Origin of the sequence: Mesorhizobium sp. B4-1-3, from assembly GCF_006439355.1 — a bacterium.
Classification (GTDB): Bacteria; Pseudomonadota; Alphaproteobacteria; order Rhizobiales; family Rhizobiaceae; genus Mesorhizobium.
In genome coordinates this window covers 30,885-55,445 of the sequence record NZ_VFTG01000017.1, presented here as the reverse complement: position 1 = coordinate 55,445, position 24,561 = coordinate 30,885, and the positions used below count along the sequence as shown (strand labels likewise).

Sequence of the window (24,561 nt, the reverse complement as noted above, 5' to 3'; positions counted from 1 at the left end):
CCCCCTCTGGCCTGCCGGCCATCTCCCCCACAAGGGGGGAGATAGCCAATCACACCAGCCCGCGCTTCACCATCATCGCCTCGGGCGACGGCATCTTGCCGCGGAACGCCGTATAAAGCTCCTCCGGATCCTTCGAGCCACCCGCGGCATAGATGTTCTTGCGCAGCCGCTCGGCGAGCTCCGGATTGAAGGCATCGCCGGTTTCCTCGAAAGCCGAGAACGCGTCGGCGTCGAGCACTTCCGACCACATGTAGGAATAATAGCCGGCTGAATAACCGTCGCCGGCGAAGACATGGCCGAAATGCGGGGTCCGGTGGCGCATCGCGATCGTGTCGGGCATATGCAGTCTTTCCAGCGTCTCGGCCTCAAACCGAAGCGGCTCGGCTGGTGCATCTGCCCTTGCATGGTACGCCATGTCGATCAGCGCCGAAGCGGTGAACTCGACCGTGGCGAAGCCGGCGCCGAAGGTGCGGGCGGCGAGCATTTTTTCCAGCAGGTCCTTCGGCATCGGCTTGCCGGTCTTGACATGCAGCGCGTGCTTTTCCAACACCGCCGGCACCGTCAGCCAATGCTCGTAAAGCTGCGAGGGCAGCTCGACGAAGTCGCGGCTGACGGAGGTGCCAGAAACCGACGGCCAGGTCACGTCGGTCAGCATACCGTGCAGCGCATGACCGAACTCGTGGAACAGGGTCTTCGCCTCGTCGACCGACAGAAGCGCCGCCTCGCCGGCCGGCGGCTTGGCGAAGTTCATGATATTGTAGATCACCGGCTTCGAACCGTGGCCGAGCTTGTAGCCGGACTTCAGCGCGCTCATCCAGGCGCCCGAGCGCTTTGACGGCCGCGCGAAATAATCAGCCAGGAACAGGCCGCGCTCGCTGCCGTCGGCATTCTTCACCACGAACACGCGGGCGTCTGGATGCCAAACCGCGATGCCGTTCTTCTCCTCGAAACTGATGCCGAAGAGTTTCGTCGCGACATCGAAGCAGGCCTCGATGACGCGTTCGAGCTGCAGGTACGGCTTCAGCTCCGCCTCGTCGAAGGCGAATTTCTCGGCGCGCAGCTTCTCCTGGTAGAAGCGCCAGTCCCAGGCCGCGAACTTCTCGTTGCTGCCGGCTTCCGCCGCCAGCCGCTCCAGCTCCTTCTGGTCGGCGGCCGCTTTTTCCAGGGCCTTCTCCCACACAGGATCGAGCAGCTCGTGCACGGCCTTCGGCGTCTTCGCCATCGTGTCGTCCAGCTTCAGCGCCGCGAAGGAGCCGTAACCAAGCAGCTTCGCCTTCTCGGCGCGCAGCTTCAGCATGTCGCGCACGACGTCGGTGTTGTCGGAGGCGCCGCCATTCTGGCCGCGCATGATGAAGGCTTTGAACGCGATCTCGCGCAGGTCGCGGCGCTCGGAAAAGGTCGAGAACGGCTCGTAGATCGAGCGCGACAGCGTCACCGCGTAGCGGCCCTTCTGGCCGCGCATCTCGGCCGCTTCCGCCATGGCGCTCTTCAAGAAATCCGGCAGGCCGGCAAGGTCGGCCTCGTCGAGGAACAGCGCCCAGTCGCGCTCGTCGGCCAGCACATTCTGGCCGAATTTGGTGCCGAGCGAGGAGAGTTCCTCGTTGATCGCCGCGAGCCGCTTCTTGCCGTCGGCATCGAGCTTGGCGCCCGAGCGGACAAAGCCCTTCCAGGTCTTTTCCAGGACACGCAGCGTCTCGGCATCAAGCTTGAGGCTGTCGCGCCGCTGATAGAGATCGTCGATGCGGGCAAACAGTTTTTCGTTCATCGAGATCGCCGAGAAATGCCTGGACATCTTCGGCGAAACCTCGCGCTCCATCGCCTGGATCGTGTCGTTGGTGTGAGCGCCGGCGCGGCACCAGAAGATCGACGAGACACGGTCGAGCGCCTCACCCGCGAGCTCGAGCGCTGCCAGCGTGTTGTCGATGGTCGGCGTCTCGCCGTTGCCGGCGATCGCGTCGATCTCGGCCTGATGCGCCGCAAGCGCCGCGTCGAAGACCGGCCCGAAGTCATTGTCGCCGATCCGCGAGAAATCCGGCAGGCCGAGCGGCCCTTGCCAAACGGTCAGCGGATGAGCGGCGAGGTCGACGGTTTTTGACATGGACAGATCCAATCGGGGAGTTTCGATAGGCGGAGGGCAGTTCCCGATGTAGGGCGGTGCCGCGTATAGCGCAACTCGGGCTTCGCCTTAATAGGCGCTGCAATCCTGCGCCACCGCCGTCTGCGTGCTGGCGACGATGCGTCCGCCGGCGACGGTGAAGGTCTCGCGAATCAGCGTGTCGTTGCTGGGAAAATCATAGCAGGCGAGCACGGTGGTCTCGCCATTCTCGCTTTTTTCGACGCGGTGGCGGATCGCAGCACCCGCGACCGCGCCCCGCCATTCGTCGATCGAGGCGATGAAATCTTGCTTGCTCTGGACGACGCCGATGTCGTCGAGCTTCATGCGCACGTCGTCGGAAAGCAGCTCGGACAATTCGGTGCGGTCGGCGACCAGCAGCGCCGAATACCAGCGGTCGATGACGGCACCGTCATCCGCGCTGGCGCGGACGAGCGAGGACATGAGCAGCGTCGCCGCCAGAATGATCCTCCAGCTGATCCGCCGCATCACCCCTCCCTTACAGCTCGGGCCGCTCGAAATCGCCGGTTTCCTTGTTCATCACCCACAGCTCCCCTGTCGAGATGTCGAACCATGCGCCGTAGAGCGAGAGCTTGCCCTTGCCTTCGAGGATCGAGACGCAGGGAAAGGTCCTGAGATTGGCGATCGAATAGCGGACGGAAATACGCTCCAGCGCCGTCTGACGCTCGGTCGCCGTCATCATCGTACTGGAGGCCACGGTCTCGGCGGCCGGCGCGATCAGGCTCATCCATTTGCCGATGAAGTCGCCAGGCGACAGCGGCGCCGAATTGGCGTCGAGCGCGGCGCGGATGCCGCCGCAGCGGCCGTGGCCCATCACCACGATGTTCTTGACCTTCAGGCTCTGCACGGCGAATTCGAGCGCCGCCGATGTCGAGTGATACTCGCCGTCCGGCTCATAGGGCGGCACCAGATTGGCAACATTGCGCAGCACGAAGAGCTCGCCGGGACCGGCATCGAAGATCGCTTCCGGCGCCGAGCGCGAATCGCAGCAGGCGACGATCATCGTCTCGGGCGCCTGGCCCTCGCGCGCCAGCGAGCGGTAACGCCCGCTCTCGGCCGGGTAGCGGCCACTCATGAAGTTGCGGTAGCCGGTGATCAGATGCTCGGGCAGATGCGGCATGGGCGGCTGAAGCCTTTCCGGATTTGAGGCGGCAAGGTCGTGGCGGTCGGAATGCCTGTAGCGGCAAAAGCCCGGCGTGAGCAATGCAGAATTGTCGGCGCTGGCGACAAAGCGATGCATCAGGCGCCAAAAACCGATGGTTCGCGTCAAGCCCAGATGGCGACGGGAATGCCGAAACGGTCCAGCAGCGGCGGATCGGGCGAAGGCCGCGCCGCGCCGCTGGCGACACGATTGGCAATCAGCATCATCGCCGCCGCGTCGAGGAAGTCGTCGCTCGCCGCACCCCGCGGCGGCGCCTGATCGAGAAAGCGCTTCTCGTAGCCATGCCGGCCAAGCAGCGCCTTGCGCTCCTCCATGCCGGCCGGGTTGACCGCGCCCTTGATCTTCTTCGGCAACGCCATCGCCGCGCCGCCGTTCAGTCGGCAGAACGCCACTTCCGGATGCGATTCAAAGACGCGCGCACGCAGTTCGGGCCGCGCGATCAACAGCTGATCGATCTCACGGATCTTCGAAAAAATGCCGAAGGCCTGGATGGAAACGCCGCGCGGCGGGTCGGAGGTCTCCATCGCCACCGCGCTCGCCCGCCGGTGCGCCGCATACCAGGCCTCTATGGTGGTGAAATCGCTGGTGTCCGCATAAAGCGCGGCGCGCGAGGGGATGGCGAACACGCTCGACTGCCGCGCTCCGAGCAGCGGCCGCACCAGCGCTTCCGGCCCGCGGCCACCCTTGGTCGAAAACTCCGGCAGGCCGATCGGCATGTCGACGGCGATCGTTGCGTCGGGCAACGCGTCGAGCAACGCCTGGAAGCTCGGAAAAGCCGAAAGCGATGGCGCGGCGTCCGCTTCGCGATGGACGGCGATCCAGCCGGACCTGCAGCCGTCGACGCCTGCGAGCTTCACGCCCGCTTGTCCCGCCCGGGATGCAGCAGATGGCGTAGTTGCACCATGGCCATCGGGTGCGACAGGCTCTGCGCGTCGGTTTCGAGCTGCAGCTCGTCGCCGCCGCGCTTGGCTGTGCGGGCGAGTATCTCGTAGACGGCCGCGGTCGTCGATTGCAGCGCCTTGACCGGCGCCTGGCCGGAAAGAACGCGCGCCAGATAGACCGCGGCGGTCAGGTCGCCCAGCCCGTTCGGCGGCCTCTCGATCACGCGGTGCTCGGCAAGCAGCGCCTGGCTGCCGTCGAGCAGGAAATTGCCGATGCCGCCCGCCATCATCGCGGGCGCCGAGGTCACCAGCATGGTCGAAGGTCCGGCATGAAGCGCGGCCGCCGTCACCGCCTTGATGTCGGGGAGCGGCGCACCCGCCATCCATGCCAGTTCATAGCGGTTGGGCGTCGCGATATCCGCAATCGGCATCAATTTGTCGCGCATGGCGGCTGCCGTCGGCTCGGGCACATAGAGCCCGCCGGAATCGCCCATCACCGGGTCGCAGACGTAAAGCGCGTTCGGCGTCTTTTCCTTGACGGCGGCGACCAGCGAGGCGACCGCTTCGGCCTGGCCCGCCTCGCCGAGATAGCCCGACAGCACGGCCCGCACCTCGCCCAGCCAGGGCGCCCGCTCGAGATCGGCCATCATCGCCTTGAATTGGTCGAGCGGCGGCACGATGCGGGTTGCGCGGCTGTGGCCAGGGTGCCAGGGCAGGATGACGGTGGGCACCGCCCAGACCGGGAAGCCCAGCGTCTCCAGCGCGAACACCGCCGCGCGGTTGCCGACGGAGCCGCGGGCGACATGGCTGGAGATGACGATGACCGCGCGCGGCGCGTCGGGTTTTTCTGCACTCATGCGGGTTGATTCCTAACCGCCACGCGTGGCGGCATACACCAGCCAGACCAATAGCCCAATGGCAATGACGAAGCCGAGCGTTCGGCCAATGCGGGTTCCCCAATATTCGATAGGATCGCCGCGGTTGGCGTCGGCGGCGGTGACATGGTCGCGCGCCTCCTTCGCCTTGCGGGTTATGAACGACGCGCCGCCCGGCGCCGTCTCGCGCGCCACGCGTTCGAGGATGCGGCGCGATTCGGTCTCGTCGTCCCGGCGCTCGGCCATGGCAATTGCCTTTCTTGCCCGCAGCTTAGCTTGTTTGATCGACTATTCACAGTGGCCCGCGCCCGAGCCGATTGACGTCATCGGCCGGACATTTTCTTACGCGTGGATTGTGGTAATGCTTCGGATGCAACTTCTGTCGAGGGACCAATCATGACTACCGAGCGCCTCTCACTACCCTCCCCCTTCCGCAGCCTGCCCGCCTTCCTGATGATGGCTTTCGTGCTGCCGCTGCTTGCCGGCTGCGGCTACAACACCATTCCGACCGCGGAAGAGAACGCGCATGCGGCCTGGAGCGAGGTGCTCAACCAGTATCAGCGTCGTTCCGACCTGATCCCGAACCTGGTCGAGACGGTGAAGGGCTATGCCTCGCATGAAAAGGATACGCTCGACGCGGTCGTCCAGGCGCGCGCCAAGGCGACGCAGATCACGGTGACGCCGGACACGCTGAAGGATCCCGAAGCGCTGAAGAAGTTCCAGGATGCCCAGGCCGGCCTGACCAGCGCGCTGTCGCGGCTGATCGCCGTGTCGGAAGCCTATCCCGACCTCAAGGCCAACCAGAATTTCCTCGCGCTGCAGGCGCAGCTCGAAGGCACCGAGAACCGTATCGCTGTCGCGCGGCGCGACTACATCCAGGCGGTCAGGGACTACAATCTGACGCTGAAGACCTTCCCATCCGTGCTGTGGGCGACCTTCTGGTTCCGCGGCAATCAGCCCTTCGCCAACTTCACCGTCGAGGAGGACAAGATGCAGGTGCCGAAGGTCGATTTCGGCACGAGCACGAAGCAGGGCGGGTGAGCGGCTCGACGGTCGTCGGAATGTAATTCTGCGAAAAGACGGACCGCTGGCGTGTTGATACCCCCCTCTGTCCTGCCGGACATCTCCCCCTCAAGGGGGGAGATTGGCAGTTTCGACAACCTCGCCCTCTCTTCGACGCTGAAGATTGGCGAAGGCCGTCGTGACGTCCAATCACCCCCCAAGAGGGGGAGATGTCCGGCAGGACAGAGGGGGGCGCGACAGAACCCATACCCCGCCCTTCTTGGCCTGCTTTTCTCGTTATTCCTCATCCCCCTCGCCGCCCTCGCCGCCGATCTTCCGGCCCTCACCGGCCGCGTCGTCGACAATGCCGGCATCATCGATGCCGGCAGCCGCGCGGCGCTGACGCAGAAGCTCGCCGACTTCGAGACAAAAGGCTCCGACCAGATCGTCGTCGCCACCATTCCCAGCCTTGGCGGCGAGGAGATCGAGCCTTACGCCAACCGGCTGTTCCGCTTCTGGAAGCTCGGCCAGGCCAAGGAAAACAACGGCGTGCTGCTCCTGGTCGCGCCCAACGACCGCAAGATGCGCATCGAGGTCGGTTACGGGCTTGAGGGCACGCTCACCGACCTGCACACCAAGCTAATCATCGAGAACGACATGGTGCCGGCCTTCCGCGCCGGTGACTTCTCCGGCGGCATCACCAAGGCCGTCGACGACATGATCATGGTGCTTGAGGGCAATCCGGAGGAGCTGGAAGCGCGCGGCAAGCGCAACGAGCGGGCGCCATTCAATTCCGACGACCTGTTCTTCGCCATCTTCATCACCATCTGGGCGCTGATCTTCTTCGGCGGCATCGCGATGACGATCCTGCCGCCGATCTTCGGCCAGAAGATCGGTCCGGGCCGCTATCGCTGGCTGGGCATGACTTTCGATCAGAACCGGCGCTCTTCTTCGGGCGGCTGGTCGTCCGGGGGCGGAGGCTGGTCGTCGGGCGGCGGTGGCTGGTCCTCGGGCGGCGGCGGTGGCGGATTTTCCGGCGGCGGCGGCTCGTCCGGCGGCGGCGGCTCTTCGGGAAGCTGGTGAGGCATCATGGCAACGCGACCGATCAGCGCCGAGGACCATGACCGCATCGCCGAGGCGATCCGGACGGCCGAGTTGAAGACCGACGGCGAGATCTATTGCGTCGTCGCCCGAGCCAGCGACGGCTATTTCTTTCCGGCCGCCTTCACCGCAACGATCGGCCTCTTCATCGCCAGCCTCGCCGTCGCCTACGGGCTGGAAGGCTTGTGGCTGACCATCCGGCTGCCGCATTTCGTGCTGGCGCAGGTGCTGGCGCTGGCTTCGGTATTCGTCCTGCTCTGGTTCCTGCCCGCCTTGCGCATTCATTTCGTGCCGCGAAGGCTGCGCTATCAGGCCGCGCACGCCAATGCGATGAAGCAGTTCCTGGCCCGCAACGTCCACCGCACGCAGGCGCGCACCGGCGTGCTCATCTTCGTCTCCATCGCCGAGCGCTATGCCGAGGTCGTCGCCGACTCCGGCATCGACGCCAAGGTCGGCCAGCATGTCTGGGATGGCGTGGTGGGCGACCTGACCAAACATGCCGGCGATGACCGGCTGGCCGATGGCTTCGTGAAAGTCATCGAAGCGGTCGGCGCGGTGCTCGCCGAGCATTTCCCGGTCACCGAGGGCGACACCAACGAACTCGACGATCATCTCGTCGAAATCTGACAATACCTTTGTCCGCCCACATGCCTTTCGCTTGTGCGAAAGCATCGAGGCGTGTTGGGGGACTCTTTGCAATCGGACGAGGCGGGTTTATGGTTAACCAATCATGAACACGCTGACGATCGACATCCGGAAGGCAGAACCGCGCGACGCGAGCGCCATCGCCGAGGTGCACCAGCAGGCTTGGCTCGGCGCCTATTCGGGCATCATCCCGCACCGCACGCTGACCTCGATGATCAACCGTCGCGGCGTCGACTGGTGGGCCAACGCGATTCGCCGCGCCGCCACCGTGTTGGTGGTCGAAATCGGTGGAACTGTCGCCGGCTATGCCACGATCGGCAAGAACCGCGCCCGTGAGCTCCGCCAGCAGGGCGAGATCTACGAGCTCTATCTGCGACCGGAATATCAGGGCATCGGGCTCGGCAGCCGGCTGTTCAAGGCGGCCAAGGCCCGGCTCGCCGACCATGGGCTGCGCGGTCTTGTGGTCTGGGCGCTGGAAGACAATCACAACGCATTGGCCTTCTATGCCGGCAATGGTGGCCGCGATATCGCCGAAGGCGTCGAGGTCTTCGAGCAGAGAGCGCTAAAGAAGGTCGCCTTCGTCTGGAATGACTAACCTCGCCTAGGTTACAATCCATCACAAACTGTGCGGTTTCATTAGCGTTCAGTGCTATTCGCCGCATTGCACCATGACGCTTCGCCCGCTATCGGTTTTGCAATCGAGAGAGGGATTTTAGCCATGCGTATCGAAGCCGTGCCCACCGGGAAGAACCCGCCTGAGGACGTCAATGTCATCATCGAGGTGCCGATCGGCGGCGAGCCGATCAAATACGAGATGGACAAGGAGGCCGGCACTTTGTTCGTCGACCGTTTCCTTCACACCTCAATGCGCTATCCCGGCAATTACGGCTTCGTGCCGCACACGCTGTCGGGCGACGGTGACCCGATCGACGTCTTGGTCTGCAACACCCGCGCGCTGGTGCCGGGCTGCGTCATCAATGTGCGGCCGATCGGCGTCCTGATCATGGAAGACAATGCCGGCCAGGACGAGAAGGTGATCGCCGTCCCCTCGCCCAAGCTGACGCTGCGCTACGAGAATGTCACCGAATATACGCATCTGCCGGAGATCACCCGCCAGCAGGTGCAGCACTTCTTCGAGCACTACAAGGATCTCGAGCCCGGCAAATGGGTCAAGATCGAGGGCTGGCACGATTCCAAATACGCCAAGAAGATGATCGTCGACGCGATCGCGCGGGCCAAGACCGCCAAATAGGGCGGGGCTCCTGCCTTACCGCGAGATGGTGGGCGGAATCCTCATCGCACCGCCTTCTCGCCGCCCGCCGCCGTGATCACCCCGACGATGATCAGTCCGGTCAGCACCAGTCGCACGCCGGCGCTGACGCCGAACGTGTTGAGCATGGTGAGCAACAGCACCAGGAACAGGCCGGCGCCCCAGACGCCGGGCACATTGGCCTTGCCGCCGGCGACCGAGGTGCCGCCGATGACCACGACAGCGATCGAGGCAAGCAGATACTCGTTGCCGATATCGACATTGGCGCCGCGGAAATAGCCGGCGAGCAGCGCCCCGTCGATGCCGCCCAGCGCCCCGCATAGCGTGTAGGTGAGGAAGCGGATGCGGCCGACATGGACGCCGGCGAGCCAGGCGGCGCGGATGTTCTGGCCGATCGCCAGCACCGAGCGCCCGTAAATCATGCGCTGCAGCGCCAAGGCCGCGCCGATGGTGAAGACCACCGTCAACATCGCCAGAACCGGAATGCCCAGCACCTGCCGGTTGGTGAAGTCGGCGAAGCCAGGTGACGGCTTGATCTGCAGGCCGCGGCCGTAGCTGATGTCGACGGACTGGATGATGAAGCTCGCCGACAGCGTGGCGATGATCGGCGGGATCCGCAGCGCCCAGATTAAGAGATAGTTGATGGCGCCGATCGCCGCCCCGCAGGCGAGCGCGGCCAGCAGCCCGACGACGATCATGGAATCGCTGCCGCCCATCACCTTCATGGCGACCGCGCTTGCGAGCCCGATATTGGCCGGCAGCGACAGGTCGACATTGCCGGGTCCGAGCGTGATGACGAACATCTGGCCGACGCCGACGATGACGGTGAAGACGGCGAGCGAAAGCGCCGCCGTGACCATGCCGCCGGCGCCGTAGCCGCCCGTGAAGGCGACGGTAGCCAGCCAGACGACCAAAGCGCCGGCGAAGGACCAGATCCAAGGTTTTTCGAGCAGCGTCCGCACCGAGGTCATCGCTCACCGCTCCCTGCGGCTGATCAGCACCCGCGCCGCCAGCACGATGATCAGGATCGCGCCATTGGCGGCGACCTGCCAGTCGGGCGGGATGTGCATGAAGGTCAAGAGCGGCGAGGCTGCGAGCGCCAGCGTCAGCGCGCCGATGACCGCGCCGATCGGCGACACGCGGCCGCCGACGAATTCGCCGCCGCCGAGGATGACGCCGGCGATCGAAAGCAGCGTATAGCCATTGCCGATATTGGCGTCGGCCGAGGTGGTGATGCCGATCAGCGCCATCCCCGACAGAACGCCGAACAGCCCGGTCAGCGCGAACAGCACGATCTTGGTGCGAAGCAGCGACCAGCCGGCGCGCCTGAGCGCCGCGGCGTTGCCGCCCGAGCCGCGCAGGATGACGCCATAGGACGTGCGCATCAGGCCGAAATGCACGACCGCTGCGATCAGCAACGCGGCAAGGATCGGGAATGGGATGTAAGGCGGCTTGAAGGACATGATCGAGAGCAGCCAGTCCGGCGCCTTGCCGCCGGGCTTGGGCAGCACAAGGATGGCAAGTCCCTGCCAGACGAAGCTCATGCCGAGCGTCACCACAATGGACGGCAAATTGCGCAGATGGATCAGCGCGCCGAGCAGCGCATAGGCGCCGATCGAGCCCAGCAGCACGACAATGCCCAGCAGCGGCGCCTCCCTCAGCCAGGTCGCGGTGATGCAGCCGACGAAACCGACGAAGGTGCCGATCGAGAGATCCAGTTCGTTGCCGGCGATGACGAACATCTGCGCGATCGTCGCCAGCGCGATCGGGATCGCCAAATTGAGCATCAGGGTGAAGCCGAAATAGCTGATGGCGCGCGGGTTGAGCCAGGCGATGGCGATGAGCACCAGGGCCAGCGACAAGGCCGGCAGAAGACCGCGCAGCAGGCGCGCCCGGGCGGCGCTGCCGCGCGGCGAGGATTTCGGGAGCGTGCCGGGAGCGATCGCGGTCATCTCAGGCCGCATCGCCGAACGAGGACTGGATGATCTTTTCCTCCGTCAGCTCGTCTCGGCCGAGATTGGCGACGATGCGGCCGTTCTTGAAGACATAGACATGGTCGCAATTGTCGAGCTCTTCGGTCTCGGTGGTGTACCAGAGGAAGGTTCGGCCCTTGGCGGCCTCCTCGCGCAGGAGGTCGTAGACCTCCAGCTTGGTGCCTATATCGACGCCGCGCATCGGATCGTCCATCAGCACGATCTCGGCGTCGGAGCCGAGCGCGCGGGCAAACAGCGCCTTCTGCTGATTGCCGCCCGACAGCGAGAAGACGTTGTTGTTCATGTCGGGCGTGCGGATGCCGATCTTCTGCTTCCAGAATTCGGCGAGCTCGGCCTCGCGCTGCGGCGAGATCAGCAGCCCACTGCGCAGCCGCGCCAGCGAGCGGATGCCGATATTCTGCGCGATCGACCATTGCGAAAAGATGCCGTCCGACTGGCGGTCTCCGGCGACCAGCGCCACGGGTGCGGTGACCTCGATGCCGGCTTTGGCACGGGAAGCGGCCGAGAAGATTGCCAGCAAAAGGTCGGTCTGGCCATGGCCGGCAAGCCCGGCAAGGCCGATAATCTCGCCGGCGCGGGCGACAAGCTCCTTGTCGTCCTGCTGCCTGGCCGGACGCGCGCGAACCCGCAATGCGCCGGCCTCGACCTTCCGGGCCTCGGCAGCGGCCTTCTGATGTCCTTCGGCGCCGCCCATGGCAGCGACGAGTTTGTCGCGATCGAAGGCATTGGCGGCATCCGCCGCGACCACCTTGCCGTCGCGCATCACCACGATGCGGTCGGCATTCTGCAACACCTCTCCCAGTACATGCGAGATCAGGATGCAGCTTCCGCCCTGCTCGACGAAACGACGGACAAAGGAAAGCAACTGCCCCGCCGTATGCGCGTCCAGCGAGGAGGTCGGCTCGTCGAGGATGACGAGATGCAGCGGCTCGCGGGTCAGTGTGAAGGCGCGCGCCACCTCGACCATCTGCCGCCGCCCGATCGAAAGGTCGCCGGCAATGTCGTCCGCCGAAATGCCGTGGTCCGGGAAGATCTCGTCAAGCTTGGCGCGGATGAGATCGGCGGCCCTGCGCCGCCAGCCGAAGCCGGCGAGCGAGGGATGGTTGATGCGCGTGTTTTCGGCAACGCTGAGATTGGGGCAGAGCGACAGCTCCTGGAAGACGCAGCGTATGCCGAGCTCCAGCGCGCGCGCCACCGAATAGCTCGCCTCCTGATTGCCGCGCACCGCGATCTGCCCGCCATCCGGCCGCAGCGTGCCGGCCACCATATGCATGAGCGTCGACTTGCCGGCGCCATTGTGCCCGACAAGCCCGACGCATTCGCCGGCGCCGACATGGAAGTCGACGCCGTTAAGCGCCCGAACGGCGCCGAAATGCTTTTCGGCGCCGTTCAGCCTGACGATGTCGGTGTTTGCCTTGAGCATGCTCAACGATACCCGGCTGGCGCTGCGGACGGCAATGCACCCACCGCTATTGCTTGATGTTGGCCTTGATCGCCGCGAGAGCCTCTTCCTGCGTGTATTCGTGCGTGGCGACGCCGCCTTCCTTGATTTTCGGCAGCGCAGCCTCGAAATCGTCCTCGGTGAAGGCGAGGTAGGGCACCAGCAGGTCGTGCGGAATGTCCTTGCGGCCGTCGAGCACCTGCTGCGCCACCCAGAAGGCCAGCGTCGAGACGCCAGGCGCGATCGAGGCCGACCAGGTCTTGTAGCCGTCCTTCTCTTTCTGCTCCTTCCACCATTTCAGCTCGTCCTGGCGGTTGCCCATGATGATGGTCGGTCTCGGCTTGCCGGCGGCGGCGAAGGCTTGCGCGGCGCCATATCCGTCGCCGCCCTGGTCGACGATGCCGACGATGTCCGGCAGCGACGGCAGGATGGTCGCCACCGCCTTCTGCGCCGTGGTCTGGTCCCAGTCGCCGGTCACTGAGCCAACGATCTTGAACTCGGGATGCGCGGCGACGCCTTCGAGGATGCCGGCATGGATGGCATCGTCGATCGAGGTGCCGGCGAGGCCGCGGATTTCCAGCAGGTTGCCGCCCTTCGGCTGGAACTTGGCCATCTGCTCGACTTCCGCCTTGCCCATGCCCTTGAAGTCGACCACGACCCGGTAGGCGCAGGGCTCGGTTACGATGCCGTCGAAGGAGACGACGGTGATGCCGGCGTCGCAGGCCTGCTTGATGGCGCCGTTCAGGGCATCGGGCGAAGCGGCATCGATCACGATCGCGTCATAGCCCTGCAGGATCAGGTTTTGCACCTGGGCCGCCTGGGTCGGCACTTCCTTGTCGGCGGTGGTGAAGACATCAGCCGCAGCGACGATCTTGTCGTCGACCGCTTTCTTGGTGACGATGGCGTAGCTGTCGAGCATCGCCTGACGCCATGAATTGCCGGCGTAATTGTTGGAGAAGGCGATCTTCTTGCCGCTGGTGTCGGCAAACGCGGTGCCCGAGGCGAGCATCGCCGCAAATGCACCCAGTACGAGCAGTTTTTTCATAGGTTTCCTCCCGGGTCGCTGGTCTGAACGGATGGTCGTAACGCGTATTTCCCTGTTTTTTATCTATTGTCAGACAAATTCAGAGGAACCGCAAGCTGTCAACTGCAAAGCATTGGGGCTGTCCGATCAACTTGCGGTGCCACGATTGAAAAGGCGGCGGCTCTTGGTTTAGGAACGTGGCAGGAGGCCAATGCATGGCAGTGACGCCGACTGTTGCTAAAGGCGCGCCGGGAATCCCCGCGCGCTGGACGTCAAGCGCCAAGAGCGGCGTCGGCACCGCCCTTTCGGCAAAAAGCCCGCTCTGGTTCACCACCAGCCACGGCATCCTGAACGAGATCTATTATCCGCGCCTCGACAGCGCCTGCACGCGTGACCTGGGGCTGATCGTCACCGGCCCTGGCGGATATTTTTCCGAAGAGAAGCGCGACGCGGCCCACACCGTCGAACCCTTCGACGACGGGGTGCCCGGCTACAGGTTCAGCAACACCGCTTCCGATGGCGCCTACCGCATTGAAAAACGCATCGTTACGGACTCGAAACGAGCTGTCCTGCTGCAGGAGACAAGTTTCACTGCGCTTAAGGGCAAGGCTAACGACTATCGCGTCTACGCGCTGCTGGCGCCACACCTCGTCAACGCCGGCATGGGCAACACGGCCTGGATCGGAGAACACAAGGGACAGCGCCTTCTCTTTGCCACCGGACGCGGCGTCTCTTTGGCGCTCGCCTCCTCTTTGCCTTGGGGCGCCTGTTCGGCCGGCTATGTCGGCTTTTCCGACGGCTGGCAGCAACTGCACGACAACGGCGCGCTCGATCCTTCCTGCCATACGGCCGAAAACGGCAATGTCGCGCTCACCGGCGAGATCGGCTTTTCGGCCGGCCGGGCGGCTGCCTTGCTGGCGCTCGGCTTCGGCGCTTCGCCGGAGGAAGCCGCCGATCTCGCCCTTGCAAGCCTGAAACAGGGTTTCGAGCCGGCCGCGAAGACCTATGTCGACAACTGGCGGACATTTCAGGCAAGGCTGGAAAAACTCGACCGCCGCGCTGCCTCCGGTTTGAATTCTTATCGCGCCAGCGCGGCGGTGCTGGCGACCCATCTGTCGATCGCCAGGCCGGGCGCCGCCGTCGCCAGCCTGTCGATCCCCTGGGGCTTCAACAAGGGCGACGACGACCTCGGCGGCTATCACCTCGTCTGGCCGCGCGATCTCGTCGAGACGGCGGGCGGCTTCCTCGCCGCCGGCGATAGCAGGCAGGCGCCGCAGATCCTCACCTATCTGCGTTCGATCCAGCAGCCGGACGGCCACTGGCCGCAAAACTGCTGGTCCGACGGCACCGCCTATTGGCCCGGTATCCAGATGGATGAATGCGCCTTTCCGCTGCTGCTCGCCGATGCTCTGCGCCGCGCCGGCCATCTGCCCAAGTCGAAGCTCGCCGGCTTCCTGGCCATGATCGAGAACGCGGCTGCCTATGTCGTGCGCAACGGCCCGGTCACCGGCCAAGACCGCTGGGAAGAAGATGCCGGCTATAGCCCGTTCACGCTGGCCGTTGAGATCGCGGGCCTGCTTGCCGCGGCCGACATGCTCGACGCCTGCGGCAAAAATGAGCCGGCAAACTATCTGCGCGAAACCGCCGATTGCTGGAACGACCAGATCGAGCGCTGGACCTATGTCACCGGCATAGGGGCAAGCATAGAGGCGGGGATCGAGGGCTACTACGTCCGCATCGCCCCGCCCGACGACGGCGGCGCAGCCTCGCCGAAGGACGGCTTCGTGCCGATCAAGAACCGGCCGCCGGGCGACACCGACAGGCCGGCGGAAGCGATCATCAGCCCGGACGCCCTGGCGCTGGTGCGTTTCGGGCTCAGAGCCGCGGACGATCCGCGCATCCTGAACACCGTCAAGGCGATCGACGCCGAGCTGCGTTGCGACCTGCCGCAAGGGCCGCTCTGGTATCGCTATACCGGCGACGGCTATGGCGAGCACGAGGACGGCGCGCCTTTCGACGGCACCGGACAGGGACGGCCGTGGCCGCTGCTTGCCGGCGAGCGCGCCCATTACGAGCTGGCCGCCGGCCGGAAAGACAAGGCGGCGCAGCTGCTGGAGACGTTCGAACGCTCGGCCGGCGCGGGCGGCCTTCTGCCGGAGCAGGTCTGGGATCGCCCCGACATGCCGGGCCGCGAATTGCGATTGGGCGCCCCTTCGGGCAGCGCGATGCCGCTGGTCTGGGCCCATGCCGAGCACATCAAGCTGTTGCGGTCGCTGCGCGACGGCGCCGTCTTCGACCTGCCGCCGCAGGGCGTCGAACGCTACATCAAGGGCAAGACGGTCTCGCCGCTGCGGATATGGCGGTTCAACAACAAGATCCGCTCCATGCCGGCCGGCAAGGCGCTGCGCGTCGAGCTCTCGGCACCCGGCGTCGTCCATTGGAGCAGCGACAAATGGCTGACGGTGCAGGACAGCAGGACGGTCAAGAATGCGTTCGGCATGCATCTGGTGGATTTACCCGTTGACCGCCTGCAGCCGGGAACCACCATCGTCTTCACTTTTTTCTGGCCCGAGGCGATGCGTTGGGAGAATGTCGACTTCAGCGTCGGCATTGACGCGCAACCGTGATCCAGTTGGGCCATTATACTTCTCCTTTCCTCAAGCTATCGGGATGACACCATGCAGATCGGAATGATGGGACTGGGCAGGATGGGCGCCAACATGGTGCGCCGCCTGTTGCGCGACGGCCATGAATGCGTCGTCTACGACATCAATTCGGCAAGCGTCGCCGGCATGGTCAAGGACGGCGCCATCGGCGCGGCCTCGCTGGAGGAGTTCGTCGCCAAGCTCGCTAAGCCTCGCTGCGCCTGGCTGATGCTGCCGGCCGCGATCACCGGCAGGATCGTCGACCAGGTCGCGGCGCTGATGGAACCGGGCGACATCATCATCGACGGCGGCAATTCCTATTACCACGACGCCGTCGACCAGGCGGCGAAGCTTGCCGTGAAGGGCATCAACTTCGTCGATGTCGGCACCAGCGGCGGCGTCTGGGGCCTCGAGCGCGGCTATTGCCTGATGATCGGCGGCCCCGACGAGGCGGTGAAGCACCTCGATTCGGTCTTCGCCACGCTGGCGCCGGGCGCCGATGCGGACGCCAACCCGCCCAAGGATGCCGGCACGGCGCCCTTCGGCTATCTCCATTGCGGGCCGAGCGGCGCCGGCCATTTCGTCAAGATGGTGCATAACGGCATCGAATATGGCGTCATGGCCGCCTATGCGGAGGGCATGAACATCCTGAAGTCGGCCAACGCCGGCAAAAGGCAACGCACCGCCGATGCCGAGACCAGCCCGCTCGAAAGCCCGCAATATTACCAGTTCGACATCGACCTGCCGCAGGTCGCCGAGGTCTGGCGGCATGGCAGCGTCATCGGCTCCTGGCTGCTCGATCTCACCGCCGGAGCGCTGAAGAACGACCCGACCCTTGCCCAGTTCGGCGGCCGCGTCTCCGATTCCGGAGAAGGCCGCTGGACGCTGAAGGCGGCGATCGACACCGGCGTCCCGGCCCCGGTGCTGTCCTCCGCGCTGTTCGACCGCTTCTCCTCGCAGGGCGAATCCCAATTCGCCGACAAGCTCCTGTCCGCCATGCGCTATGCCTTCGGCGGGCATGTCGAGAAGCCGAAGACCGGCGCGTGAGGGGAGGGCTAGCCATGAGCCAGGAGAGGTCCGACACGCTGGTGCTTTTCGGAGCGACCGGCGATCTCGCTCACAAGAAGATTTTCCCGGCGCTCTACCAGATGGTCGCCAAGGGCACGCTGACCGAACCGGTGATCGGCGTCGCCTTCGAGCCCTGGGAACTCCCCAAGCTGGTGGACCGTGCGCGCGACGGCATCGTCAATGCGCTGGGCGCGGTCGACGACAAGGTCTTTTCCAAGCTCGCCTCGCTGCTGCGCTATGTCAGCGGCGACTACCGCGACAGCGCGACCTTCGAGAAGCTGAAGACGGCGCTGGGTTCCGCGCAGCGGCCGCTGCACTACATGGCCGTTCCCCCGACCATGTTCGAGACGGTCGTGCAAGGCCTGGAGCAGTCCGGCACCGCGCGCGGCGCGCGGCTGATGGTGGAAAAGCCCTTCGGCCACGACCTGCAGTCGGCGCGCTGGCTGAACCGGGTGCTGCATCTGGTGTTCGACGAGCAGTCGATCTTCCGCATCGACCACTATCTCGGCAAGGAAGCGATCCAGAACCTGCTCTATTTCCGCTTCGCCAACTCCTTCCTCGAGCCGATCTGGAACCGCAATTTCGTCGAGAGCGTGCAGATCACCATGGCCGAGGATTTCGGCGTCGAGGGGCGCGGCAAATTCTACGACGATGTCGGTTGCATCCGCGACGTCATCGAGAACCACCTGCTCAACATCCTTTTGCTGTTGGCCATGGAGCCGCCGGTCGGCCGCTCGGCCGACGACCTGATCGACGAGAAGGTGCAGGTGCTGCGCGCGATCCGCACGCTGACCAAGGACGATGTCGTGCGCGGCCAGTTCGACGGCTATCTGGCCGAACCGGGCGTGCGGCCGAACTCGCCGGTCGAGACCTTCGCCGCGGTGCGCTTCTTCGTTGACACCTGGCGCTGGCAGGACGTGCCTTTCTTCATTCGCGCCGGCAAGAACATGCCGGTGCACGCCACCGAGGTGATCGTGCGGCTCAAGCGGCCGCCGCTCGACGTCTTCGATCCGATCAAGCCGGGCGACGCCAATTATGTGCGCTTCCGTATCGACCCGCAGGTGGCGATCTCGATCGGCGCGCAGCGCAAGGTCGCCGGTGACGACATGATCGGCGAGCAGGTGGAACTGACCGCGCTCGATGATACCAAGAATGACATGCCGCCCTATGAGCGGCTGATCGGTGATGCCATGAACGGCAACGGCCAGCTCTTCACCCGCCAGGACGCGGCCGAGCTTGCCTGGCGCATCGTCGGACCGGTGCTTGGCGACACCACGCCACCGGCGATCTATGCGCCCAAGAGCTGGGGTCCGGCCGATGCCATGCACGGCTTCGGCCCGCCCGACGGCTGGATCAATCCGACCAAGTGACTTCCGGGGAGGACGGAATGGCGAAGGCAGCGAAGAAGGCCGCGCCGAGCGGCGACCCGATCGTGCTCACCGTCGATGTCGGCGGCTCGCATGTGAAAATCCTCACCAGCGCGGGCGGCGAGATGCGCCGCGTCGCCTCCGGACCGAGCCTGACCCCGGACCAGGTTGTCTCGTCGGTCAAGAAGCTGGCCGAGGGCCTCGACTACGACGTCATATCGATGGGTTATCCGGGTCCCGTGCGCGACAACAAGCCCTCGCTCGATCCCTTCAATCTCGGCAAGGGCTGGAACGGCTATGATTTCACCGCCGCCTTCGGCAAGCCGGTGAAGCTCGTCAACGACGCGCTGATGCAGGCGATCGGCAGCTATGACGGCGGCCGCATGCTGTTCCTCGGCCTCGGCACGGGCCTGGGCGCCGCCATGATCATCAAGAATGTCGGACAGCCCATGGAGCTTGCTCACCTGCCCTACAAAAAGGGGGCGACTTTCGAGGATTATGTCGGCGAGCGCGGCCTGGTGAAACACGGGAAGAAGAAATGGCGCAAATACGTTTTCGACGTTGTCGGCAGGCTTCGCGCCGCCTTGCAGCCGGACTATATCGTGATCGGCGGCGGCAATGTCGAGAAGCTCGATGAATTGCCTGAAAAATCCCGGCGCGGCGACAACACTCGCGCTTTCGAGGGTGGATTTCGTCTATGGCGCGACAAGGCGCTGATCGTCTGATATTGTTACATTTCAGTATAATTGTTCAAAACAGCGTGTATTGACGCGACAAAACGTTGCGTCGCGCAGATTTGCCGACTAGGAATTCGCCGGCCTGCGGCCCCCGCGGCTTTTCAGAATTCGCCAACGCTCGCAGCGCTTTTGATTTACACACCGCGAAAACCGGATTGGTTTCGCGGCCTTGCGGCAGAAATGGAGGGACTACGTGGACGAGGACACCAGCACAGCCAAGGAAGTCGACCTGCTCGAGCTCACCGCTCACATCGTATCGGCCTATGTCGCGAAAAACCGCCTGCCCGCTTCGGACCTGGGCGGACTGATCGCAAGCGTCGCGTCATCGATCGGCGGGATCAGCCAGCCGGCGGAACCCACGGCGCCCCCGCCGGTCCCTGCCGTCAATCCCAGGCGCTCGGTGACGCCGGACTACATCATCTGTCTCGAGGACGGGAAAAAGTTCAAATCGCTGAAGCGCCATATCGGCGTGCATTTTGGCCTGACGCCCGAAGCCTATCGCACCAAATGGGGCTTGCCGGTCGATTATCCGATGGTCGCTCCCAACTATGCGGCGTCGCGCTCGCAGCTCGCCAAGTCGATCGGCCTCGGCCGCAAGGCGGAACCGGAGCCGGCGAAGCCCGCCAAGGGCAGGAAGGCCAAGGCGACGGCCTGAAATAACGCGGCTGAAACAGCACGCCTGCACCAATGATTTGAGGAAGCCTGCCGAGGAATCGACCTTGGCAGGCTTTCCGCTTTTATGGCTTGGTTACCACCGCCGGAGCAATTCCAGGAAAAGTGTAATCGGTTTTCCGACAGGAATTGCGCAAGAACAAGGAGGTTGAGCGGTTCACCGTTTCGCTGAAACGGCGAATCGCTCGACCGGGGGGACATGGCCATGAACTACGCCAGGATGGTGATCGAGAAGGAAGCGCCGGAGGAATATGGCTACGGCCGCATCCGCTACAACCTCTCCGAAAGCTCGATCGCCGATCAGAAACTTTCCGACATCGGTCTCGCGCTGCCGGACCTCACCTTGTTCTATGGCGAGCATCGCGGCGACAGGGACTTGCGCGCGCTGATCGCCGGGCAGGACAAGGGCCTTTCCCCTGAAGACGTGCTTGTGACGGCGGGCGCGGCAGGCGCGCTGTTCATCATCGCCACCGCGCTTCTTTCGGCCAGCGATCATCTCGTGGTCGTGCGGCCGAACTACGCCACCAACATCGAGACGCCGAAGGCGATCGGCTGCGCCATCTCCTATGTCGATCTCGATTTCGACCAGGGCTTTGCCGTCGACATCGAACGCGTGAGGGCAGAGATCCGGCCAAACACCAAACTGATCAGCGTCACCTGCCCGCACAATCCGACCGGCACGATGATGACACGCGCCGACCTCGACGCGCTGGTCGCGCTTGCAGAGAGCCGCAAGTGCCGCCTGCTGGTCGACGAGACCTATCGCGACCTCTCCTATGGCGAGCGCCTGCCGGCGGCGGCTTCGCTCAGCTCAAACGCGATCAGCGTCTGCTCGCTGTCCAAGGCCTTCGGCATCCCGGGCATCCGCATCGGCTGGCTGGTGACCCGCGATCCGCAATTGCAGGAAACTTTCCTCGCCGCCAAGGAGCAGATCGGCATCTGCAGCAGCGTCATCGATGAGGCGATCGCCCGCGCCACGCTCGAACGCCGTGATGCCTTCCTCGCCTCGCTGCTCCCCGAAATGGCCAAGCGCCGCGACATCGTTCAGGACTGGATCGACGGCGAGCCGCTGGTCGACTGGGTGCGGCCGCAAGGCGGTGTCGTCGGCTTCCCGCGGCTCAACGTCGATGCCGGCTTCGGCCTCGACCGCTTCTACACCAGGCTGCTGGAGGAGCACGGCACCTATGTCGGCCCGGGCCACTGGTTCGAGATGCCGAAGCGCTTCTTCCGCCTCGGCTTCGGCTGGCCGACGGAAACGGAACTGCGGGACGGGCTGGCGGCCATCTCGGCCGCGCTGCGGGATTGAGCCGTCATCCCGGGCAAAAAATTCGATTTTCCTTGATCCAACGCGGTTTTTTTGCGCGCATGGCAAGACGAACTGGGCTAAAGGGTTGCGGCCGGAACAGCGCCCACCGTGGAAGTGCCCCGCCGGCCATTGTCGCAACGGGGCCCTCGAATCATGACCGTCGAAACTACTTCACCAGACCAGCGCTACGCCGCGTTCCGGCACCGCCCATTCCTCAGCTACTGGACGGCGCGCTTCCTCACGACCTTCGCCACCATGATCGTGTCGGTCGCCGTCGGCTGGCAGGTCTATGACCTGACCCGCGATCCGTTCGACCTCGGCATTGTCGGCATCGTCCAGTTTCTGCCTTCGCTGCTTCTGGTCCTGGTCACCGGCGTCGTCGCCGACCGCTTCGGCCGCCGGCTGATCATGACGCTGGCGACGCTGGTCGAGGCCGGCTGCGCGCTGGCCCTCCTGCTTCTGACGCTGCGCGGCCTGCACGGCCCGCTGCCGATCTTCGCCGTGCTGGTGATGTTCGGCATCGCGCGGGCCTTCTACGGCCCGGCTTCGTCCTCGCTCTTCGCCAATCTCGTGCCGCAGGAGGACTTCGCCAATGCGATCGCCTGGAACTCGTCGGCCTGGCAGACGGCGACCATCGTCGGTCCGGTCGCCGGCGGCCTGCTCTACGGCGTTTCGGCGGAAGTCGCCTACGCCACCGCAGCCATATTGATGCTCGCCGCCGCGCTGCTGATCTTCACCATCCCGAAGCCGGCCCAGCAGACGGCCACCGACAAGCCGACGATGCAGACGCTGTTTGCCGGATTCGGCTACATCTGGGGCGAGAAGATCGTGCTCGGCGCGATCTCGCTCGATCTCTTCGCCGTGCTTCTGTCGGGCGCCTCGGCACTGCTGCCGGTCTATGCGCGCGACATCCTCGAGCTCGGACCCTGGGGCCTCGGTCTATTGCGCTCGGCACCGGGAATCGGCGCAATCTGCGTCGCCGTCTGGCTCGCCGGCCACCCGATCCGCGATCATGCCGGCAAGATCATGCTGGGCTTCGTCGCGCTGTTCGGCGCCTTCACCGTGCTGTTCGGCGTCTCGACCATCACCTGGCTGTCGATCGCGGCGCTCGCTTTGCTCGGCGCTACCGACATGTTCAGCGTCTATATCCGCGAGACGCTGATCCAGCTCTGGACGCCCGACGAGGTGCGCGGCCGCGTCAACGCCGTCAACCAGGTCTTCGTCGGCGCCTCGAACGAGGTCGGCGAATTCCGGGCCGGCACCATGGCGGCGCTGATAGGCACCGTTCCCGCCGTGGTGATCGGCGGCATCGGCGCCATGGCCGTCGCCGGCCTGTGGGCCTATCTATTCCCCGCGCTGCGGCAGGTAAAGCATTTGAACAGCCGTTCTTCTACTCCGAAAAGCTCACGCTGACGCCCCGCTGCCGAAAATAGGCCTGCATCAGCTTGCGGCCCGCGCGGTTGTTCTGCACCAGCCTGGTCGGATCGAACACCGCCTGCTTCTTTCCTTCTCGTGCCAGCGCCGCCTTGAGGGTTGCAATATGCGCATCGAGGTCGGCATTGTCCGCCCGCAGTGAGGCATAGATGTTTTCCGTCGCCTCGGCCAAGGTCAGTTCGCTCACTGCTGTCGTCCTCTTGATTGATCGGGCGGCGCATAACACAGATTCGTGGCCGCGCCGATAGTTCCTCGCGTTTTGACGGGATGGCTTCTATTTTGGGCAGGTCTAACAGGAGGGTTACGTTGTGAAGATACGCACGACGACACACAATCATCCGGGAGAACCAGGCATCATTCTGCTGGATCAGCCATTGGCGAACATGACCGTGGCGACCGACATCCGCGACGGCGCAACGACGCTGTTCGGAACCGTCGATCTGCAGGTGAACTATTCCGGCAAGTACGACATCAGAGTTGAATTGTCGCCGGACGAACTCACGCGCGCCTACCAGTTGCTCGTCAAAAATCTCCTCGAGAAAATACAGGAACTTACCGCTGAACCAGCGGCTTGACGGTCTTTAACGTCGGGATCTCATACGGGCACCGCGAGCCGCGCGAAGTTCGGCGTGGCCTCATGATGTCCCACGACTGAGACCAGGCGCAAAAGCCGGGGTGCGCAGTGTCGGCACCACCTATCCCTTGACGATCTCCGTCACGCAGTGGACGTAGTCCATCCGATGGCCTTCGGGCATGCGCGCAACATCGGCTTCGTACGCGCCGTAAAGATCGTCGATGATTGCGGCACGGTCATTGGCGGGACGCGAGGGATCGAGCGCGTTGGCAAAGACGGTTTCCGACCAGGAGCGGAGCGTCGGCACATAGGCCTTGGCGAAGTTCTGCGCGTCGCCATGGACCCGGAAGGCCTGGGCATAGGGGCACGGCGTCACCATGGTGAAGATGTTTTCCAGTCTCAGTCCGGCCTGCGACACCGGCGAAGCCGGATCGCGGAAGGGTGCTGCGAACTCGTCCCGGGTCTTGTAGAATTGCTGGAACGTCGCGTTGACATATTCGGTCTCGTTGATCCGTCCGGCGCGAAGCAAATCGCGCCAATGGCGCGCGAAGCTGTCGAACATGTCGACCCCTGTCGTGTGCCCGAGATAGCGGCCTTCCTCGTCGACGCAGAAATTGGCCAGAGCCAGCCTGCCGCCGGACCTCAGCTCGCGGGCCCTCGCCAACAGGATCGTCTCCCAATCGCGCAGCCCCTGGGCGCGAAACTGCGCCCGCTCGGCCTCGGTCGCGCCGACCGCCTGGACATGATCGGCGATCATGCAGGGCCGCTTGCTGATCCAGTGCATCGCCGTGGCGGAAAAGCCGAACGACAGCGAATTGTCCGGCAGGATCTGGCGGTAGAAGCTCGTGCCGCTGCCGAAGATGTAGAGCCCGGGCGTCTCGGCCAGCGGAACCTCGGCGGAGGTTCCCAACAGCCCCTGGCTCAGCCGGAAAAGGGTCGAGAAATCATTATGGGGCAGGTCGGTATAGGTGATCGATATCGCCCGGTCCGGTTCCCTCTCCCGAACGGCGGAGACCAGCCGCCGCATCATGTCCATCGAGGTGCCGCCGTCGGCCGCGCCGAAATCGGCGACGGCGAATGGCTGGCCATCGGCCAGCCGAGGCATCCCGGCGACTGCCTTGACGACGAGATCGCCGACCTTGTCGATGACGTATTTGGCGCCGACGGTGTTGGCCGAGTAGTAGCCCGCCCCCCGCATGGCGATCTTCTGGCCGTCGGCTGCGCTCATT

The 24,561-nt window shown here is 64.7% G+C and carries 25 protein-coding genes; 13 read left to right on the top strand and 12 right to left on the bottom strand.

What is annotated here, in order from left to right; genetic code table 11:
* Positions 1 to 49 precede the first annotated feature (49 nt).
* The 6 genes from FJW06_RS20335 to FJW06_RS20310 all read right to left on the bottom strand — a co-directional run bounded on the left by FJW06_RS20335 (position 50) and on the right by FJW06_RS20310 (position 5,298).
* Complete coding sequence (locus tag FJW06_RS20335; RefSeq protein ID WP_140754047.1) at positions 50 to 2,104, bottom strand: M3 family metallopeptidase; 2,055 nt, start codon at positions 2,102 to 2,104, stop codon at positions 50 to 52.
* Positions 2,105 to 2,185: 81 nt separating this feature from the next.
* Positions 2,186 to 2,602 (bottom strand): nuclear transport factor 2 family protein, encoded by a 417-nt coding sequence (locus FJW06_RS20330; RefSeq protein WP_140753985.1) that lies wholly within the window; start codon positions 2,600 to 2,602, stop codon positions 2,186 to 2,188.
* Between the two features lie 10 nt (positions 2,603 to 2,612).
* Entirely contained in the window at positions 2,613 to 3,254 is a 642-nt protein-coding gene (locus FJW06_RS20325) for a carbonic anhydrase (protein ID WP_140754046.1), read from the bottom strand.
* Between the two features lie 146 nt (positions 3,255 to 3,400).
* The gene (locus FJW06_RS20320; protein ID WP_140753984.1) at positions 3,401 to 4,153 is read right to left on the bottom strand and encodes a DUF429 domain-containing protein; all 753 of its coding nucleotides are present in this window, start codon (positions 4,151 to 4,153) and stop codon (positions 3,401 to 3,403) included.
* Positions 4,150 to 5,034 (bottom strand): pyridoxal kinase PdxY, encoded by an 885-nt coding sequence (gene pdxY, locus FJW06_RS20315; protein WP_140753983.1) that lies wholly within the window; start codon positions 5,032 to 5,034, stop codon positions 4,150 to 4,152. Before pdxY ends, FJW06_RS20320 begins: the two co-directional genes overlap by 4 nt.
* Positions 5,035 to 5,046: 12 nt before the next feature.
* A complete protein-coding gene (locus FJW06_RS20310) occupies positions 5,047 to 5,298 on the bottom strand; it encodes a hypothetical protein (RefSeq protein WP_140753982.1) in 252 nt (83 codons plus the stop codon).
* A 150-nt stretch (positions 5,299 to 5,448) separates the two neighbouring features.
* On the opposite strand from FJW06_RS20310, the gene FJW06_RS20305 reads away from it, so the two are divergent.
* The 5 genes from FJW06_RS20305 to ppa all read left to right on the top strand — a co-directional run bounded on the left by FJW06_RS20305 (position 5,449) and on the right by ppa (position 9,052).
* On the top strand, positions 5,449 to 6,093 hold the full coding sequence (locus FJW06_RS20305) for a LemA family protein (RefSeq protein WP_140753981.1): 645 nt from the start codon (positions 5,449 to 5,451) through the stop codon (positions 6,091 to 6,093).
* Positions 6,094 to 6,339: 246 nt separating this feature from the next.
* Positions 6,340 to 7,137 (top strand): YgcG family protein, encoded by a 798-nt coding sequence (locus FJW06_RS20295; protein WP_246674731.1) that lies wholly within the window; start codon positions 6,340 to 6,342, stop codon positions 7,135 to 7,137.
* A gap of 6 nt (positions 7,138 to 7,143) precedes the next feature.
* Complete coding sequence (locus tag FJW06_RS20290) at positions 7,144 to 7,782, top strand: TPM domain-containing protein (RefSeq protein ID WP_140753979.1); 639 nt, start codon at positions 7,144 to 7,146, stop codon at positions 7,780 to 7,782.
* A 103-nt stretch (positions 7,783 to 7,885) separates the two neighbouring features.
* Positions 7,886 to 8,395: a GNAT family N-acetyltransferase gene (locus FJW06_RS20285; protein ID WP_140753978.1), complete on the top strand. Its 510-nt coding sequence runs from the start codon at positions 7,886 to 7,888 to the stop codon at positions 8,393 to 8,395.
* 123 nt (positions 8,396 to 8,518) lie between these two features.
* Positions 8,519 to 9,052: an inorganic diphosphatase gene (gene ppa, locus FJW06_RS20280; protein WP_095769600.1), complete on the top strand. Its 534-nt coding sequence runs from the start codon at positions 8,519 to 8,521 to the stop codon at positions 9,050 to 9,052.
* 41 nt (positions 9,053 to 9,093) lie between these two features.
* On the opposite strand, the gene FJW06_RS20275 is transcribed toward ppa, so the two are convergent.
* From FJW06_RS20275 to FJW06_RS20260, 4 genes are read right to left on the bottom strand one after another with little or no spacing between them, the layout of a single operon-like run.
* Positions 9,094 to 10,041, bottom strand: coding sequence for an ABC transporter permease (locus tag FJW06_RS20275; RefSeq protein ID WP_140753977.1), 948 nt, complete (start codon positions 10,039 to 10,041; stop codon positions 9,094 to 9,096).
* Between the two features lie 3 nt (positions 10,042 to 10,044).
* Complete coding sequence (locus FJW06_RS20270; RefSeq protein WP_181178465.1) at positions 10,045 to 11,022, bottom strand: ABC transporter permease; 978 nt, start codon at positions 11,020 to 11,022, stop codon at positions 10,045 to 10,047.
* Position 11,023: 1 nt separating this feature from the next.
* Positions 11,024 to 12,487, bottom strand: coding sequence for a sugar ABC transporter ATP-binding protein (locus FJW06_RS20265; protein ID WP_140753975.1), 1,464 nt, complete (start codon positions 12,485 to 12,487; stop codon positions 11,024 to 11,026).
* Positions 12,488 to 12,533: 46 nt separating this feature from the next.
* A complete protein-coding gene (locus FJW06_RS20260) occupies positions 12,534 to 13,550 on the bottom strand; it encodes an ABC transporter substrate-binding protein (RefSeq protein WP_140753974.1) in 1,017 nt (338 codons plus the stop codon).
* Between the two features lie 194 nt (positions 13,551 to 13,744).
* Here FJW06_RS20260 and FJW06_RS20255 point away from each other — a divergent pair, with 194 nt between their 5' ends.
* From FJW06_RS20255 to FJW06_RS20225, 7 genes are all read left to right on the top strand, one after another.
* Complete coding sequence (locus FJW06_RS20255) at positions 13,745 to 16,156, top strand: glucan 1,4-alpha-glucosidase (protein WP_140753973.1); 2,412 nt, start codon at positions 13,745 to 13,747, stop codon at positions 16,154 to 16,156.
* A gap of 51 nt (positions 16,157 to 16,207) precedes the next feature.
* Positions 16,208 to 17,221: a phosphogluconate dehydrogenase (NAD(+)-dependent, decarboxylating) gene (gnd, locus tag FJW06_RS20250; RefSeq protein WP_140753972.1), complete on the top strand. Its 1,014-nt coding sequence runs from the start codon at positions 16,208 to 16,210 to the stop codon at positions 17,219 to 17,221.
* 14 nt (positions 17,222 to 17,235) lie between these two features.
* Positions 17,236 to 18,612, top strand: coding sequence for a glucose-6-phosphate dehydrogenase (gene zwf, locus FJW06_RS20245; protein WP_140753971.1), 1,377 nt, complete (start codon positions 17,236 to 17,238; stop codon positions 18,610 to 18,612).
* Positions 18,613 to 18,629: 17 nt separating this feature from the next.
* The gene (locus FJW06_RS20240) at positions 18,630 to 19,334 is read left to right on the top strand and encodes an ROK family protein (RefSeq protein WP_140753970.1); all 705 of its coding nucleotides are present in this window, start codon (positions 18,630 to 18,632) and stop codon (positions 19,332 to 19,334) included.
* Positions 19,335 to 19,539: 205 nt separating this feature from the next.
* A complete protein-coding gene (locus FJW06_RS20235; RefSeq protein WP_140753969.1) occupies positions 19,540 to 20,001 on the top strand; it encodes a MucR family transcriptional regulator in 462 nt (153 codons plus the stop codon).
* A 222-nt stretch (positions 20,002 to 20,223) separates the two neighbouring features.
* Positions 20,224 to 21,324 (top strand): aminotransferase class I/II-fold pyridoxal phosphate-dependent enzyme, encoded by a 1,101-nt coding sequence (locus tag FJW06_RS20230; protein WP_140753968.1) that lies wholly within the window; start codon positions 20,224 to 20,226, stop codon positions 21,322 to 21,324.
* Between the two features lie 150 nt (positions 21,325 to 21,474).
* Positions 21,475 to 22,737, top strand: coding sequence for an MFS transporter (locus FJW06_RS20225; protein WP_181178477.1), 1,263 nt, complete (start codon positions 21,475 to 21,477; stop codon positions 22,735 to 22,737).
* Here FJW06_RS20225 and FJW06_RS20220 read toward each other — a convergent pair.
* Entirely contained in the window at positions 22,715 to 22,945 is a 231-nt protein-coding gene (locus tag FJW06_RS20220) for a hypothetical protein (protein WP_140753966.1), read from the bottom strand. The genes FJW06_RS20225 and FJW06_RS20220 overlap by 23 nt on opposite strands.
* A gap of 121 nt (positions 22,946 to 23,066) precedes the next feature.
* Here FJW06_RS20220 and FJW06_RS20215 point away from each other — a divergent pair, with 121 nt between their 5' ends.
* Positions 23,067 to 23,333, top strand: a complete 267-nt coding sequence (locus FJW06_RS20215) for a hypothetical protein (protein WP_140753965.1) — start codon at positions 23,067 to 23,069, stop codon at positions 23,331 to 23,333.
* Between the two features lie 120 nt (positions 23,334 to 23,453).
* On the opposite strand, the gene FJW06_RS20210 is transcribed toward FJW06_RS20215, so the two are convergent.
* Positions 23,454 to 24,560 carry an SAM-dependent methyltransferase gene (locus FJW06_RS20210; RefSeq protein WP_140753964.1) on the bottom strand — a complete coding sequence of 369 codons (1,107 nt, stop codon included), beginning with the start codon at positions 24,558 to 24,560 and terminating at the stop codon, positions 23,454 to 23,456.
* Position 24,561 lies beyond the last annotated feature (1 nt).

Bases quoted from the DNA above. Each gene is read 5' to 3' on its own strand.
- FJW06_RS20330 (WP_140753985.1), bottom strand. From the start codon at position 2,602: ATGCGGCGGATCAGCTGGAGGATCATTCTGGCGGCGACGCTGCTCATG.
- FJW06_RS20325 (WP_140754046.1), bottom strand. From the start codon at position 3,254: ATGCCGCATCTGCCCGAGCATCTGATCACCGGCTACCGCAACTTCATG.
- pdxY (WP_140753983.1), bottom strand. From the start codon at position 5,034: ATGAGTGCAGAAAAACCCGACGCGCCGCGCGCGGTCATCGTCATCTCC.
- FJW06_RS20310 (WP_140753982.1), bottom strand. From the start codon at position 5,298: ATGGCCGAGCGCCGGGACGACGAGACCGAATCGCGCCGCATCCTCGAA.
- FJW06_RS20305 (WP_140753981.1), top strand. From the start codon at position 5,449: ATGACTACCGAGCGCCTCTCACTACCCTCCCCCTTCCGCAGCCTGCCC.
- FJW06_RS20290 (WP_140753979.1), top strand. From the start codon at position 7,144: ATGGCAACGCGACCGATCAGCGCCGAGGACCATGACCGCATCGCCGAG.
- FJW06_RS20285 (WP_140753978.1), top strand. From the start codon at position 7,886: ATGAACACGCTGACGATCGACATCCGGAAGGCAGAACCGCGCGACGCG.
- ppa (WP_095769600.1), top strand. From the start codon at position 8,519: ATGCGTATCGAAGCCGTGCCCACCGGGAAGAACCCGCCTGAGGACGTC.
- FJW06_RS20275 (WP_140753977.1), bottom strand. From the start codon at position 10,041: ATGACCTCGGTGCGGACGCTGCTCGAAAAACCTTGGATCTGGTCCTTC.
- FJW06_RS20270 (WP_181178465.1), bottom strand. From the start codon at position 11,022: ATGACCGCGATCGCTCCCGGCACGCTCCCGAAATCCTCGCCGCGCGGC.
- FJW06_RS20265 (WP_140753975.1), bottom strand. From the start codon at position 12,487: ATGCTCAAGGCAAACACCGACATCGTCAGGCTGAACGGCGCCGAAAAG.
- FJW06_RS20260 (WP_140753974.1), bottom strand. From the start codon at position 13,550: ATGAAAAAACTGCTCGTACTGGGTGCATTTGCGGCGATGCTCGCCTCG.
- FJW06_RS20255 (WP_140753973.1), top strand. From the start codon at position 13,745: ATGGCAGTGACGCCGACTGTTGCTAAAGGCGCGCCGGGAATCCCCGCG.
- gnd (WP_140753972.1), top strand. From the start codon at position 16,208: ATGCAGATCGGAATGATGGGACTGGGCAGGATGGGCGCCAACATGGTG.
- zwf (WP_140753971.1), top strand. From the start codon at position 17,236: ATGAGCCAGGAGAGGTCCGACACGCTGGTGCTTTTCGGAGCGACCGGC.
- FJW06_RS20240 (WP_140753970.1), top strand. From the start codon at position 18,630: ATGGCGAAGGCAGCGAAGAAGGCCGCGCCGAGCGGCGACCCGATCGTG.
- FJW06_RS20230 (WP_140753968.1), top strand. From the start codon at position 20,224: ATGAACTACGCCAGGATGGTGATCGAGAAGGAAGCGCCGGAGGAATAT.
- FJW06_RS20210 (WP_140753964.1), bottom strand. From the start codon at position 24,560: ATGAGCGCAGCCGACGGCCAGAAGATCGCCATGCGGGGGGCGGGCTAC.